Raw genomic sequence first — 14145 nt, forward strand, 5'->3', positions numbered from 1 at the left:
AAATGAACATAGTAGAAGGGTGGAATATGTATTTAGCTATCCAGGATCTAAGGAGAATGCATTTTAATGTAAGTCAGATATCCCGACGTCTAGATTTATCTCGAACCACAGTGTATAAGTATCTGGATATGACCCCAGAGGAATTGGAACAGGTTTTAGAAAATCGAAAAACCCGGAGCAAGAAACTAGATAAGCATCGAGAGCTAATTGAATCCTGGTTGATACAATATCAGGATATGACCAGTGCCCAGGTACTTGACTGGCTGCAGGAAAGAAAACTTGATGGAGGTGTTTGCGAAGGAACAGTCAGAAATTATGTCAGAAACTTAAGAGAGGAGTGTGGTATTCCCCAGGTTAAGTATGTGCGTCAATACGAAGCCGTTGATGAATTACCTGCCGGAGAGCAAATGCAGATGGATTTTGGACAAATCATCTTACATAGCAGCATTGGCAGAAAGGTAAACCTTTACTTTGCAACCTTCGTGTTGGCCCACTCCCGGCACAAATATGCAGAGTGGCTGGATCGTCCGTTTACAACCCGAGATTTAATAAAGGTTCACGAAAACGCATTTGAATATTATGGAGGGATGACTAAGGAAATTGTATATGATCAGGATCATCTTATACTGGTCAGCGAGAACGGCGGGGATCTGTTGCTCACCAAAGAGTTTGCAGAATACCAAAAGACCCGAAAATTCAAGATTTACATGTGCAGAAAAGCAGATCCAGAATCCAAGGGTTATGTTAAGACTTTCATTATGTAAAGATTAACTATAAAAACGATGTAAACAACGAAAGTCTTAACGATATTTCTTTACATAATTATCTTCGGTTGAAATTCTTAAGCCAGTCTTTCAGGTTTGAATTTTTATCCCATTCGGCTTCTTCTGGAGGCACGATTTCCTTACTAGCTGCCTCGATGGCCTGACGTTTATGCATTGCATCTGCCCTTGCGTACACTTCCGTTGTTTTTATGCTTTCATGTCCGAGCAAATCTCGGATATAAATCAGATCCACACCAGATTCGACCAACCCCATGGCAGTTGTGTGCCTCATTTTATGCGGACTGAAATCGGCAGGAATCATATCTGGAGCGATTTCTCGTGCCATTTTTGTATATTTTCCTACGATATAATTAATCCCCTGTCTGGTGAATGATTTGCTCATGTGGTTTTTAAACAGCCATTCATCCAGCCTCTCCGGTCTGTCATACCTTTTTTGAACAAGATATTTTTGGATAAAAGGGATTGTACTGCGCATCAGCGGTATATATCTGCTTTTTTGCCCTTTTCCATGAACCAAAAGTGTGAAGGGTTCCTGCAGTGAAAGATCTTTTACACGGATCTGTATCAATTCACTGACGCGGATTCCAGTTGTATACAGCAGAGAAAGGATAACATAATCCCGAAGTCCGTTCTGCCGGTTTAAATCCACCTGGCTGATTAATAATGCTACACCCTCGGTTTTAAGATAAGAAATTTCTTTTTGCGGCGTTTTCTTGACTGGAATACCAAGGATCCTTTGATATTCATGTAGATGTTCAGGAAATTCGTACATAAGGAAGCGGATGAAGCTGTTTAAGGCTGCCTGTCGCTGGTTCCTTGTTGATACGCCGTTTGACCGGATTTCCTTAAGCCAGCTTAGATAAGAAACTATATTTTCGTAAGTGAGATCAGATATATCCACCCTATCAGCAGAGATCTGATACTCATCCTGCATATATGTCAGGAAAAGGATAAAAGAATGCCTGTATGAATCAATCGTCTGGGGAGTGCTTCCGCAGGTATTCGGAAGATAGTCCGTGAAATATTTATTCAGATACGCTGCAAAATCAGTTCTTTTCATAACGCTGCTCCCTCCCCGAACACCCTCGCTATTTTTGACCTGAACTTATCCTCAATATACGGATAAATGGCCATGGTAAGCCTTACATAACGTTCTGTTGCAAATATCGTTTTATGTCCCAGATATGTAGACAGGATCGGAAGGGACACATACATATCCATGCCAGCATCAATCATCTGCTTGAAAGAACGCACGGCCATGGTATGTCTCCAGTCGTGGACTCTGGGACCTTTTCCTCCTCCAAGATAAGGAATTCCAGCCTGCTGGAGAAATAACCTGTGTACCTCATAAAGAACATCCCCACTTATTCTGCTTCCATTAGAAGTAGTGAAAATATAGTCCTCGTCACCCAGCAGATAAAAACATTTTTCCGCAAACTGCTTCATTAGTACCCGAAGATCATCTCCCAGTATGATATAGCGCTCACAGTCATTCTTGGTTTCAAAAAGCTTGATAATCCCATTCTCCAAATCCACATCTTTTTTTCGTATTCCTAGGGTCTCATTAATTCTTGTCCCACAACAATACAGCAGGCGAAATAGGACCGGGTATTGGATTGCATTCTTGCGGTTTTGGGCAGATTCATAGGTATCTACTGCATGGAAGTATCTTCTTATATCAGCATCTGTATAAATATGGGGTTGGAATTCTGTGGGCTTAAACTTGATATCTCTGGTGATAAAAACATCATAGCCTTTTCTGCTGAGAAATATGAGAAACTGTTTGATTCCATTAACCCGGGAATAATGCGTGGTCGTGCCTTCGGTACCCTTTTTCTGTATCCACTTTACTGCGTTGTCTGTAGTGAATACAGGCTCTTTAATTTCCTGCTGGACACAGAAACGATCAAAGTGTCGCAGATTGACATAGAAACTAACAGCTTTGTAGCCTGAAGACATTTTGTAATCCAGATAGGAATTCATCTCATCTGCAAAAACAGAATGGAATATTGGTCTGTTCATTTATTGCACCTCCCATCTGAAATGTGCTGAATGCAGTTCAGGCATGGGAAGAGGGCATTGCCGCAGTTTCTCTATATCGACGGACAAATATATTTTGGTTGTTTCCGTACTCTGATGTCCCATGACGGTGCTGATAACGGGCATGGATACATTATTTTTCAGCATGTTGGTCGCTAGGCTGTGGCGCAAGGAATGAGCCCCATGCTTCTTGCTCTTCCAGTTTTTAATATTGGCCTTGCTCATATATTTTGAGACAATGGAATGGACGGTCGGTGGCGAAAGCGGTTGTCCTTTTTTGGCAGTATCGGCGGCTACAATGATTTCCTTGGCATCTGTTTTCGGACGCCCATGCTTCAAATAATCTACAATGGCATTACCAACAGATGAAAGAAGAGGGTATTCTACCGGTATATCGGTCTTACTTTGGTTAAAATGAATGACGTTTTTATCCCAATCAATCTGATTGAAACGGAAACTTACGATATCCCTTGTACGCCAACCGTATTCTGCAGCCAAAAGTAAAATCAGGTAATCCCTTTTACCTATTGCAGATGAACGCTCTACGGATTTAATTATTCTGCTTATTTCTGACTCCTCGTATGTTGTGGGGATTTTACAATGCTTTTTGTAATTGAGACTTTTGCATAACTCAAAAAAATCCGTATAGCAAAAGCAAATATTTGAGTAACACAGCGCCGCTGCTTTACAGTAAATTACAGTTAGTCAATCTAGTTACATTCGTTAATAAATAATTTCAGTAATTGGGCATACTCCTCCCTTTAAAGGGATAGTTCTTAAAAAACTGATAAAATATTATGCTGCTGATGATCTAGTACTGCTGTCTTGGTTTATTGCTATTACAGCTGCAATCATAGTTATAGCGCAGAGATAAGCGTGGGTTTCAACCTTAGTTATTTTTCTAACGTTTAGCCCGTCTTCTAAACCCAGGTTTTCCTTAAAACGGCTGAAACAGCGTTCTGAGTAGGTTCTCAAATTATATTGCTTCTGCCAGTTAGCAGAGCCCCGGTGGGGACTTGAAAATAACCTGGGATCGTCTTTAACTTTAGTTTTTACCACCATTCCATAGTTGCTATCAGAACACCAGGCGGAGCCAAAAGGACAGTCGCATTTACCCATAATATGAGGACATCTAAACTTGTTTACTCCCTGATAGGAACCCCAGTACACCATCCGATACCTGGCAGAACAGATGGGAGTTCCATCCCAATCAAAACCTTCTGGAGGTTGTTTAGCACCCCGCTTATTCAGGGCAATGATAGCTTGGGCGTGGTATTTATCTCTGATTACAGAATATATTTCACGGTGGTCATAGCCAGCATCCATCAGGAAGTAAACTATTTTGGACTGAGTATTGGCACAACATTTCTCAACCAACTCCAAAGCTACACTGGAATCAGAATAATTGGCCGGTGTTACCTTCATTGCTATGGGAAGCCCGGACTTTACATCGGTGCCAATATGGAGCTTGTAGCCAAACCACTTGATAGGGTTGCCGTTGGTATCACTCTTAATACCCCAATCAGCGACATTACCATCCTGGATGATATTCTTGCGGGGAACGGATTTTTCATAAGCTTCTACCTTGGTAGCGTCAATTGCTACTGAACTAAGATCAAGAAGGCCCATTTCCTCTGCTTGTTTAACCAGGGAAGTAAATAATGTTTCTAAACAACCGCTCTGAGCAAGTTTTGAATAAAACCGGCTAAAACATGATTTGCTAGGCGCGGTACCAAATGGTTCAAAACCGCAAACATACCGTAGATGAGGATCATAAGTAAGTCGTTCAACCAGTTGAGTAAAGGTACCCATGTTCTCTAGTCTCATAGCTATCAGGGCATTTAACATCGCATAGGCTGGGTATGGTTTTGGTCCAACTCTTATCTCGCCAGGTTTATCTAATTTGCAAAGAACTGGTTTTAGATCAAGGGTGTTAATTATTTTCTCAAGCCTTGATTTCGGTTGTATTTTTAATGCGTCTTCAAAGGAGAAAATACAGTTCTGTCGAATATTCATAAGTGACTTCGCCTCCTACGGGTTATTTGTTTAGTCACTTATTAATTCGGCAAAATGGGGGTGAAGTCCTTTTTCTGTACGACTAAAACCCCATTATTTTGGGTCTTAACTAATGTGCAAAAGTCTCAAATCAAAAACAGCTTATTGTTGATACAGTGGAAGAGATGGGGAAACTTTTGCAGAGTCTACAACTTGCAAGTTTTAATGATGATAATGAGATTCTTACAAAAGCCCCCCTATTCAAACACCTTCATTGCGAAATAAAATATAATAATATGATTTTTTTCAGAATAGATGGAGAATGGTATCAGATTGAAAACCAGTTTATTGAGAAGTTAGAACAAGAATTTAAAGAAATTGTTTTGGAAAATACTCAACACAATTTACTATCTGAATCATGGGGAATCGATAAAGGTGAAGATTGTTACAATCAAAAATATATTGGAAAGAGTAGTTTTCTAGTGTTACATAAAGTATTACTAAATGGAATGGAGTTATGTGATTTACTCAAATATGACGGCAAGACCGCTTACCTTATTCATGTTAAAAAAGGATTTGGCAATAATATGAGGGATTTAACGTTGCAGATTGATATTGCAGCACGAACTCTAAAAGAAGCACTAGCTGCTAGGGATTATGATTTCTTTGGGCAACTGTATCAGCGACTTAAAATGAAAAATGCAACCACTCCCTATGCGAAGAAAGTAGCAGGACAAGCGTCAATTATTTCAAAAGAAAGTTTTATTAAAATATTCATGGATAGAGATGTTGTTTTTTGTCTTGCTTTTCTTGATACGGCGAAAAAAGAAAGAAATATAACTAATGGCACGGAATTCGAATCTAGTATTGCCAAGTATTCTATTGTTGAACTTTATAAAAGGTTAAGAATACAGAATATCCCACTTAAGCTTATTCAAGTTAAACAAAAGTAGTTTGGTATATAATGGAAGACCTCCTTATGTTATTTATAAAGGTAAAATAGTTTTTAGAGACTAGAATTTGTCTGCTAAGAATAGTTTGAGTACTGGCCATAATACTCTGATTCATAATAAACGGCATGATGCATATATCTGGATTTGGCTGCTTATAAACCTCATTGCCATCGGCTGTTTTTCCAACCAGGAATTTGCCCGGCAGGATTTAAGCGGGGAAATAGAGAGATACCAGGGGGTTATTAGTTTTGTGCAGCACTTGCCCCCGGTAAGTTTTGATTATTATGGTAAAGGTGTATATATAGATAACCGCAATGACCCGGTGGGCTTTATCCAGTTTATTCTGCGTAAGCTGGGTCATTTGTTTTTGTATGGCTGTTTGAGCCTGGGGTTTTTGCTGAGCCAGCGTGACGGAGGGAAGATATCTGCACGGGGCTGGTTGCTGGCTTTTATGGTGGTGCTGCTGGTTGCTGCTGTGGATGAATTTAGCCAGGTCTATGTGGCCGGGCGTAGCGGGAGCATAAAGGACGTCGGGGTTGATGCGGCGGCATTCTTGCTGGTATCGGTGATTATTATATGGAGACAGAGAAAGCAGGGGACAGGTCCACTGTCCCCTTGTCCCGAGGTAATGAGCTCATAATAAGTCCGGGGCCAGTCCCCGGACTTATTCTTACCAATACTTGTTTTTATATATAACCCTTGATATATATGTCAAATATAAGCAAAATATGCTATAATTACCCTAAATACTGCGGAAGAGGGGTAATTTATAATGAGCGGAGCTAAAGTTATTAGTGTGATGAATTGGAAAGGCGGTGTGGGAAAGACCACAATGACCCACCATCTGGGTACGGGACTACATATGCTTACTAAGGAAGAGCGGCTGGAGTACCTGGGTTCGGAAAAGATGCCCCGTATCTTATTTGTGGATAATGATGCCCAGTGTAACCTGTCCATTTCCTGTCTGCATGTTGAGAAGTATGAGGATTTGGTGTACAAACAAAATATTCCCACTATTTATGATTTGTACAAATTGTTTATTTGTAATGAATCTCCTGTGGTGGACATGCATAATTATATAATAAAGAATCAGGTACGCATGGATAACCGCAGGATATTCATGGGCATGGATTTGCTGCCGGCCCACCAGGAACTGGTTTATCTCGATATGAATATCGCGATGAATAGCCGGGCGAGTTTTCAAAGCGGATTAATCAGCAAGGAGATATACAAATATCAATATCTTAACGATATCCTGGAACCGGTATGCAGTGATTATGATTATATCTTTATCGATTGTCCTCCAAATCTAGGCTATACTACGCTGAATGCTCTGTATGCCAGTGAATATTGTTTGATTCCTACGGGACTGGATCATCTCTCTTCTTATGGGATAGCATCGCTTTTGAAGGAGATTGATCGTCTGAATACAGAGTTTGCCACGGCAGTACCGGACCATCCTATGATTGAGGTGGTGGGAATCGTAGCCAACAATGTGGAGGAAAACAGGGAGGCACCTAAGCGGAGCCAGAAGCTAATCCGGGAGCGTTTGCAGGATAGTTATCACGAACTGATGTTTGAACCTTATCTGACCCGGGGAGATGGGATACCCAATGCTTCGGAACAAGGGTATCCGGTATATGCCGACCGAAGCGCCAATGCCCTCAAACAGGGAGATCTTTTGCTGGGAATCCTGCGTGAGTTCCTGGATCGGATATGAGGGGGAGAAGTATGAAATTGATGGTGGGGGAAGCCCTGGAAATCGTGACGAGAGTGCAGAAGATTCTGCAGTATTACCAGGAAAGAAAAGTAAGCAGCGTAAGCGATATGCTGGATGATATTTACCTGCGCTGCTGTGTATCTGAGGAAGTGAAGCCAGGTAATACTTCTGTTGCAGCGAAGATGGATAAAGATTATATAGTCAGGGTTAATAAACCTGTAGTCAAGAAAGCGGTTAAGAAGAAAGCAGAGCTCAGCAGCGAGGAGGATTTTTTGCTTCTGCAGGAGCAACTGCGTGGCTTGGAGCGGGAGCAAGCTGAGGAACTGTTGGTAAGCTATAAGATTAAAGAGCTCTGTGCGTTTGCGGATCATATGTCGATTAGTGTTCTAAAAAGCGGCCGTAAAGCTGTAATTGCAGGACAGATATGCAATCATTATGGTTTTCGTAATCTGAATACCAAAATGGGACAGCGCCCTGATATGGAACGATAAGTATATATGAAGCTTGTTGAAAGAGAAGCTTTACGGCAAATTTATGCATAATTAAGCTTAAGATATTTATTATTTACGGCCCTTTTCCCTTTAAGGAAGGAGGGCTTTTTCTATGTTTACATTTATATAAAAAAATATTACGGATAAATTTTCAAAAACTACGGATAAAAGTGTTGACAGAGGTGGATAATTTTGCTATCTTATAGCAAATAAAGTATTTACCTGGTGAATAACGGAAAGGAGGAGCTTTAAATGGATTATAAATTTACTATGCCTGCAGTTCGGGGCAATCAATGCGGGCGGGAATATTATGTGGTTATTGTTCCGTTTGGACTGATACCGCGCTTGTTCCTATATAATGAAGAGCTTGTTCCGGCTGAAGTACGGGCCCAGAGGCCACTGAATCAGAGTCGGATACCGGAGATCGCTAATTATGTCCTTTATAATGATGACTGGCTCTTTTCCTCATTAACGGCTTCGGTTTCTGGCGAGTATGAATTTTATCCCTTTGATGAGCGGAATCCCGATGTGGGCACTTTACAGGTGGATATGGAGGCTTCTTTCTTAATTAATGACGGGCAGCACCGCCGGGCGGGCATTATTGAGGCATTGAAGGAGAAGCCGGAGTTGGCCCGGGAGAGCATTTCGGTGGTGATCTACCCGGATGAGGGGCTAGAACGTGCAAAACAGATGTTTGCGGATCTGAATCGCTATGCACAGAAGCCGACGAAGAGTCTCAATGTACTCTATGATGAGCGGGATCCTTTGTCTCAGGCTACCAGCGAGATGATGAAACGAATCGAGATTTTCGATTTTTTCACCGATAGGGATCGGGTTTCCCTGGCCGGCAAGAGTCCGAAGCTTTTTACTCTGGGCTCGCTTTATGAGGCTAATAAATATCTTTTGAAGATTAACCGGAGGAAGCTGCGTGAATTCAGTGAAGAGGATAAGGAGACGATTATTGCTTATTGGACAGAAGTTGTTGAAAATATGCCTATCTGGGCAATGGCGAGGCGCAGGGAACTGAAGACCTGGGAACTGCGAGAAGAATATATTTGTACGCATTCGGTCATTATTCAAGCTCTGGGATTGGTGGGTTCCCATTTGCTGGAACACGATGACTGGCCTGCGGGTCTGCAGGCACTACAGGGGGTTGACTGGCGCAGGGATAATCCGGAATGGAAGGGTGTTGTTATAAGTGCCAATGGGCGAGTGGTTAATTCCAGGCCGGTAGTGAAACTGAGCGCGATTCTGATTCGCCAGAAAATGGGTCTGGGAATCAGCTCTGCTGAACAAAAGGAACTGGACAGTGTTAGATGAGTTCAGGGTTAATGAGGAGTTGGAGTTTTTAAGTTGCTATGGGCTCTTAATGAGAGGAGGAATGAAATGGCGGATGCTGGAAAGGTGGAGCAGTTGCGGGATGAGGTTATAGGAATTAGACCGGTTTACAGTGAGACCGGCAATGCTACGGATATTATACTGAAGGATGGCAGGGTAGTTAGGGAAAGGCGAGTGCTTAACTCGGTGGTGAAAGCTCTGGCTGCTTCCTATGCGATTGATCTCAAGGCGCAGCGGCGAAATCTGCGGGAGAAGTTAGGTCGCAAAGGGGTATTGCCTTTTTACCTGGGGGAGGGGCGGGTCTTTGTTCCCTTGAAGATGCGCCAGGCGGTTACGGAAGGCGATTCTGTCTATGGTTACATTGACATGTCCTATATGGGGCAGCCCCGGGCTGGGACCGGCAGGGAATGTCTGATCCCCCTGGCCAATGGTTCAGAGCTCCAGGTCCTGAGTGCCCAATCCACCGTACTGGGTGCCCAGCATAGCGGTTGGGCAGCCCTGGCAGCTTTAGAGCCCAATAAAGGTGATGGTGATGCCAGGCAGGAACAAGTCATGGAAGCGGCCCAGATATTAGCGGCTGCTATGGTAGAGATTATTGAGCAGCTTAAACGGATTGAACTAAGCTTAGTAGAATAAGTTGGTGGGATAAGGGGGGTGGTGGGACAAGGGGACAGGTTCACTGTCCCCTTGTCCCGAGGTAATGAGCTCATAATAAGTCCGGGGCCAGGCCCCGGACTTATTGCCTTTTTTTAAATAGCTATTTACGATAAGATAAAACTAAAACTACCAAGCTAACCCCGGAATTAAATTTCAAACAATTGTTCTCTTAATATGGTTAAAAACGATAAGCAATGATACAATTCACTATAGGAACAAATGTTTGTTAAAAGGGAGGATAAAGTGTAAAGGGGTGGGGGTTAGTGAAGAAGCGTATCGGACATGACCGGCTCTTTAAGGGACTATTGGAAACCTTCTTTGGAGAGTTTGTCGAGCTGTTTTTTCCCCAGGTCTATGAGGCCATAGACCTGGAACAGATCAAGTTCTTGCAACAGGAAATGTTTACCGATGTTACCCGAGGCGATAAACACAGGATAGATATTCTGGTGGAGACCAGGCTCAAAGGAGAAAGCGGAATAGTTTTGGTGCATATAGAGAATCAGGCCAGCGCTCAGAAAGATTTTGCCGAGCGCATGTTTATCTATTTCAGCAGGCTATATCAGAAGCATCGCTGCCGGGTAGTACCTATAGCAGTATTCACCTACCCGGAAAAACGGGATGAACCGGAACGGTTTAAGTTGGGCTCTTTTGAGCAAGATGGGGTATAAGAAGAAAGAACGGGTACAGGTAAAGCTGGAATTTTTGCGGATGCTGGTCAGGATGGAACTGGACCCAGCTCGAATGACCCTGCTGACGGGATTTTTTGAGACCTACCTCATCTTAAATAAGGCGGAAGAGAAAAAACTGGAAGAAGAGATGGGCAAAATAGATGAAAAGGAGGCCAAGAGAATGTTAGAGATAACTACATCCTGGGAGGAAAAGGGTAGAGTAAAAGGCAAAGCAGAAGGCCAGGCTAGCATACTGCTGCGGCAGCTGAAAAAGAAATTTGGATTTTTGCCGGTTGAAATGGAAAACAGTGTGATGTCTATGCCGGTGGAAAAGCTGCAGGAACTGGCGGAAGCCATATTTGATCTGGAGACGATAGATGATGTCAATAGTTTCATAAGCAAAAGTTAGAGTGGTGGATGAAAAGCAAACAAGCGGAAACCGACATGGCCATACAGGCTGCTGAGCTGGTCAAGGTCAGCCAAAGTAAAGACAATAGTCCGGGGCCAGTCCCCGGGATAGGACACAAACAGCCTGCTGTGCGCTTGCGTTCTCTATTATTTTCCATTTATAATCATAATAATAAGTGGGTTTCCCATGTATCCTACAGGTTTGGGAGGCGATATTGTGAATGTTTCTTCCAAAAAGCGAAAGGAAAAGTATACCTATGCTGATTACCTGAACTGGCCGGATGGTGAGCGGTGGGAAATTATTGGCGGGAAGCCTTATTTAATGAGTCCAGCACCATCCCGTCAACATCAACAAATACTGGGGGCACTGTTTGCCAAAATATATAATTATTTGGAAGACAAAGCTTGCCAGGTTTACCCGGCTCCTTTTGATGTAAGATTGTCTCAGGAAAATAATAACGATGATGAGATTGATACCGTAGTGCAGCCTGATATTGTTGTCGTTTGTGATGAAAAGAAACTGGATAATAAGGGCTGTAAGGGAGCGCCGGATATTATTATTGAAATTATTTCTCAATCTACCGCAAAAAAGGATCTAAATGAGAAGTTTAACCTCTATGAACGTTGCGGAGTGAAAGAATATTGGGTTATCTTCCCCTGGGAAAAAACCGTGGATATCTACTGCTTAAACCAGAATTATCACTATGAAAAAACCTCCACTTATTTCGCTGGAGATACATTAAAAAGCGATCTCTTCCCTGGTTGGGAAATCGATTTGGCCTCGGTATTCAAATAAGTCCGGGGACAGTTCCATGGAAGGTAGAGTGGAAGGCCAGGCCAATATATTGCTGCGGCTCCTGAAAAAGAAATTTGGATTTTGGCCGTTGAAATGGGGGGGGGAGAATTGATATCAGTTGTTTTAGCGGGTGGTCAGGGTTTGCGCCTATGGCCAGAGAGTACGGAAGGGCATCCTAAACAGCTCTGTGATTTTTTGGGGAGAGGAAGTTTGCTGGCTATGACCTTGCAGCGTTTGCAGCCGTTGGGTTCATTACTGGTAGTAGCCGGAGAAAGTCAGCGGAATATCTTAGAGCCGGAAGTGGTTGCCTGGCAGGCGAGCTTGCTTACCGAACCGCTGGGCAGAAACACGGCTCCGGCGGTGGGGCTAGTGCTGGCAGGCATGGTGAATGCTGGTGATGAGGTGTTAGGTATCTTCCCGGCGGATCATCATATAGAAAATGATGTGGAGTTCCGCCGTGTTTTGGAAGTAGCAGTGGGGGTGGCCCGGCAGGGATACCTGGTTACGGTGGGGATTGTTCCTGCTTATGCGGAGACTGGCTATGGCTATATAGAGCGGGATGGGGAAATGGAGCTTGACAGCGAAGCTTATGTGGTAAAGGCTTTTCATGAAAAACCTGATGCATCTACGGCTCGGGAATATTTACAGAACGGGAATTTTTATTGGAATGCGGGCATATTTCTGGCTACGGTCGAAACCTGGCGGGGGTTGATGCAGGAATTTATGCCGGGTGTATATTCATACATATTGCAGGGGCAGGTTGCCTACCGGGAGGCCTACCCTGCTTTTCCCAATATTTCTATCGACTATGCTATAGCGGAAAAATGCCAGCGGATGGCGGTTGTAGAGGGTAGCTTCGGCTGGAGTGATATCGGTAGTTGGGATGCTCTGGCAGCGGTGTTGGAACAGGATGATGATGGTAATGCTATGAGCGGGACGGCGGTGGCCATTGAATGCAGGGGATGCCTGGGCCGGAGCAGGGAGAAAAAACTGGTGCTTTTTGGGCTGGAGGATATGGTGGCGGTGGAAACGGATGATACTATTTTAGTTTGTCCCCGCAGCCGCTCACAGGATATAAAGAGTTTGCTGGATACACTAAAGGAATAGGGGGAATACAGAGGGGGCCTTTGTACTCTGAGTGCAAAAGACCCCCCTCTGTTTCTGCGTTTTTACAGGTATTCCTGTTTTGCTGGCTGCCCGCTGTTCGGGAAGGAAGGCATGGTGGGAACTGCTTTCCAGTATTTTTCATGAGGTAGAAGGATGATGGCCTCTCGCAGTTCACCGATGGCAGCGGTAAGTTCACCCAGTTTGTTTTCCACGCGGATCAGCAGGTATACGGATACGGCTATGGGAAAACCGACATTTCCGATAACTTCCAAAAACTCATTCATGGTGATTCCTCCTTTCATAGGGTTTGTTTGGGGAGAGGCTTCCCTCCCCTGTCGGGGTTCTCCAGCAAAACAAATGGGGCGGGTGGGACTGTAGCCCACCCACCCGGGAGAATTATTTTTATCTAGGACAGGCTCAGGTCTGAGCTATCGGTGGTAACCAGCCGAGCATCTATCTTGCCGGTCAGGTTGCCGCTGGTACTGGTAAAGATGTTCTTGGCGATGATGTCATCCATCGCTGCGGTGACTTCAGCTCCGGTTATGGGGTCTTTCGCATCATAGACTCTGATGCGCTGGGTTTTTCCCAGTTGGGTGTTGAAGGCCATTTCCAGGATTCTCTGCGCTGCCATCCTCATCTCCTCCTTTCCTTCTTATTTTTGTTTCACTGGATAAGCGGCTTTACTCTCCAGTTTTAATCGGCTTTACTACACTAAGATGGTCAAGGTTTACTCTTCTTCCAGTTCTACAATGTCCCTGCGCTGAATAGCGTTGTTGGTCTTGCTCTGCAGCCCGACCAGGGTCTGGGCTACTGCGTATACATCTTCATTAGTGGCACTGGTTTTTACATTTTTGAATATCCGGTTCTTGCTCAGGGGCTGTCCGGAGGCACCGGTTCCGGCATCCATCACCAGCACCAGGTCACTGGATAATGAAGTAGTCGTTACTGCCATTTTTTTTCACCTCCTTCTTCTTAGGATTGAAAGCTGCTTTCAATAGCAGTTTAAGTGATGGTTAGGGGTAAATAGAAAACAGCAAAAATCAAAAAGCGGCTTCTATTTTCTTTGAAAAATCTGCTTCTAACCCGGTAAAGATAGTGAATATAATTTTTAAGGTAGAAAAATGGCTGAATTAATAAAAATCCTTAAAAATATTTGAATATTTAATAGGCCGGTCGAGTGAGGAGTG

The 14145-nt window shown here is 43.6% G+C and carries 18 protein-coding genes; 11 read left to right on the forward strand and 7 right to left on the reverse strand.

What is annotated here, in order from left to right; translation table 11 throughout:
* Positions 1 to 2 precede the first annotated feature (2 nt).
* Positions 3 to 764: an IS21 family transposase gene (locus SWOL_RS03720; RefSeq protein WP_011640164.1), complete on the forward strand. Its 762-nt coding sequence runs from the start codon at positions 3 to 5 to the stop codon at positions 762 to 764.
* A 58-nt stretch (positions 765 to 822) separates the two neighbouring features.
* Here the strand turns inward: SWOL_RS03720 and SWOL_RS03725 are convergent, their stop codons facing one another.
* The 4 genes from SWOL_RS03725 to SWOL_RS03740 form a co-directional block, all read right to left on the reverse strand.
* On the reverse strand, positions 823 to 1845 hold the full coding sequence (locus SWOL_RS03725) for a tyrosine-type recombinase/integrase (protein WP_011640165.1): 1023 nt from the start codon (positions 1843 to 1845) through the stop codon (positions 823 to 825).
* A complete protein-coding gene (locus SWOL_RS03730) occupies positions 1842 to 2807 on the reverse strand; it encodes a tyrosine-type recombinase/integrase (protein ID WP_011640166.1) in 966 nt (321 codons plus the stop codon). Before SWOL_RS03730 ends, SWOL_RS03725 begins: the two co-directional genes overlap by 4 nt.
* Positions 2808 to 3521 (reverse strand): tyrosine-type recombinase/integrase, encoded by a 714-nt coding sequence (locus tag SWOL_RS03735; protein ID WP_081424773.1) that lies wholly within the window; start codon positions 3519 to 3521, stop codon positions 2808 to 2810.
* A gap of 99 nt (positions 3522 to 3620) precedes the next feature.
* Positions 3621 to 4841, reverse strand: coding sequence for a transposase (locus tag SWOL_RS03740; RefSeq protein ID WP_011640168.1), 1221 nt, complete (start codon positions 4839 to 4841; stop codon positions 3621 to 3623).
* 164 nt (positions 4842 to 5005) lie between these two features.
* Between SWOL_RS03740 and SWOL_RS03745 the strand changes: the two genes are divergently transcribed.
* The 10 genes from SWOL_RS03745 (at position 5006) to SWOL_RS03785 (ending at position 12958) form a co-directional block, all read left to right on the forward strand.
* A complete protein-coding gene (locus SWOL_RS03745) occupies positions 5006 to 5773 on the forward strand; it encodes a DUF6119 family protein (RefSeq protein WP_041427369.1) in 768 nt (255 codons plus the stop codon).
* A gap of 67 nt (positions 5774 to 5840) precedes the next feature.
* A complete protein-coding gene (locus SWOL_RS13470) occupies positions 5841 to 6413 on the forward strand; it encodes a VanZ family protein (protein ID WP_011640170.1) in 573 nt (190 codons plus the stop codon).
* 132 nt (positions 6414 to 6545) lie between these two features.
* Positions 6546 to 7493, forward strand: coding sequence for a ParA family protein (locus SWOL_RS03755; RefSeq protein WP_011640171.1), 948 nt, complete (start codon positions 6546 to 6548; stop codon positions 7491 to 7493).
* Positions 7494 to 7504: 11 nt separating this feature from the next.
* A complete protein-coding gene (locus tag SWOL_RS03760; protein ID WP_011640172.1) occupies positions 7505 to 7984 on the forward strand; it encodes a hypothetical protein in 480 nt (159 codons plus the stop codon).
* A gap of 252 nt (positions 7985 to 8236) precedes the next feature.
* Positions 8237 to 9304 carry a DNA sulfur modification protein DndB gene (gene dndB / locus SWOL_RS03765; protein WP_011640173.1) on the forward strand — a complete coding sequence of 356 codons (1068 nt, stop codon included), beginning with the start codon at positions 8237 to 8239 and terminating at the stop codon, positions 9302 to 9304.
* A 66-nt stretch (positions 9305 to 9370) separates the two neighbouring features.
* Positions 9371 to 9958, forward strand: coding sequence for a hypothetical protein (locus tag SWOL_RS03770; RefSeq protein WP_041427370.1), 588 nt, complete (start codon positions 9371 to 9373; stop codon positions 9956 to 9958).
* Between the two features lie 284 nt (positions 9959 to 10242).
* Complete coding sequence (locus tag SWOL_RS14845; protein WP_011640175.1) at positions 10243 to 10647, forward strand: Rpn family recombination-promoting nuclease/putative transposase; 405 nt, start codon at positions 10243 to 10245, stop codon at positions 10645 to 10647.
* The gene (locus SWOL_RS14850) at positions 10598 to 11056 is read left to right on the forward strand and encodes a DUF4351 domain-containing protein (protein ID WP_242649358.1); all 459 of its coding nucleotides are present in this window, start codon (positions 10598 to 10600) and stop codon (positions 11054 to 11056) included. Before SWOL_RS14845 ends, SWOL_RS14850 begins: the two co-directional genes overlap by 50 nt.
* 216 nt (positions 11057 to 11272) lie before the next feature.
* A complete protein-coding gene (locus SWOL_RS03780; RefSeq protein ID WP_041427371.1) occupies positions 11273 to 11851 on the forward strand; it encodes a Uma2 family endonuclease in 579 nt (192 codons plus the stop codon).
* Positions 11852 to 11959: 108 nt separating this feature from the next.
* The gene (locus SWOL_RS03785; protein ID WP_049750093.1) at positions 11960 to 12958 is read left to right on the forward strand and encodes a mannose-1-phosphate guanylyltransferase; all 999 of its coding nucleotides are present in this window, start codon (positions 11960 to 11962) and stop codon (positions 12956 to 12958) included.
* Positions 12959 to 13020: 62 nt separating this feature from the next.
* On the opposite strand, the gene SWOL_RS14855 is transcribed toward SWOL_RS03785, so the two are convergent.
* From SWOL_RS14855 to SWOL_RS03800, 3 genes are all read right to left on the reverse strand, one after another.
* Positions 13021 to 13242, reverse strand: a complete 222-nt coding sequence (locus SWOL_RS14855; RefSeq protein WP_041427372.1) for a YvrJ family protein — start codon at positions 13240 to 13242, stop codon at positions 13021 to 13023.
* Positions 13243 to 13364: 122 nt separating this feature from the next.
* The gene (locus SWOL_RS03795; protein ID WP_011640180.1) at positions 13365 to 13589 is read right to left on the reverse strand and encodes a DUF2922 domain-containing protein; all 225 of its coding nucleotides are present in this window, start codon (positions 13587 to 13589) and stop codon (positions 13365 to 13367) included.
* 96 nt (positions 13590 to 13685) lie between these two features.
* A complete protein-coding gene (locus tag SWOL_RS03800; protein ID WP_011640181.1) occupies positions 13686 to 13910 on the reverse strand; it encodes a DUF1659 domain-containing protein in 225 nt (74 codons plus the stop codon).
* Positions 13911 to 14145: the final 235 nt, after the last annotated feature.

Origin of the sequence: Syntrophomonas wolfei subsp. wolfei str. Goettingen G311, assembly GCF_000014725.1 — a bacterium.
In the GTDB taxonomy this organism is placed as follows: domain Bacteria; phylum Bacillota; class Syntrophomonadia; order Syntrophomonadales; family Syntrophomonadaceae; genus Syntrophomonas; species Syntrophomonas wolfei.